At 66.7% G+C, this 426-nt stretch carries 1 protein-coding gene; it reads left to right on the plus strand.

All coding sequences use genetic code 11. The annotated features are described in order from the left end of the window. Window positions 1-68: 68 nt before the first annotated feature. On the plus strand, window positions 69-426 hold a 358-nt coding region (locus G4D86_RS51915), incomplete at its 3' end, for a nucleotidyltransferase family protein (protein WP_164003117.1).

Raw genomic sequence — 426 nt, forward strand, 5'->3', positions numbered from 1 at the left:
CACAGCCTGTTCCCGGTGGCCCCGGGCCAGCTGGCACTCGATTCCCCGGGGGACGGAGGAGGCTTGGTATGAAGGCAGTGGCGATCATCCTCGCATCGGGCGAGGCCCGGCGGATGGCCCACCCCAAGGCGCTCATCCTGCACGAAGGCGACAAGAGCTTCCTTCAGTCGCTGGCGTCGACCTTTGGCAAGGCGAGCTGTCAGGTGCTGGGTGTGGTGGGGAAGGATGCTGAGGCCGTGCGCGAGCAGCATCCGGGGCTGGACCTGGTGGAGTCCGAGCAGTGGAAGGACAGCCAGATGGCCTCGGTGAAGGTGGGGTTGGACGCGGCGATGGAGGCCGGAGCGGACGTCGTGCTCCTGCATCCGGTGGACATGCCAGCGCTCCGGGCCACCACGGTGAAGTCCTTGCTCAAGTTGATGGGAGAAG

It is taken from the genome of Pyxidicoccus caerfyrddinensis (genome assembly GCF_010894405.1).
Lineage (GTDB): Bacteria > Myxococcota > Myxococcia > Myxococcales > Myxococcaceae > Myxococcus > Myxococcus caerfyrddinensis.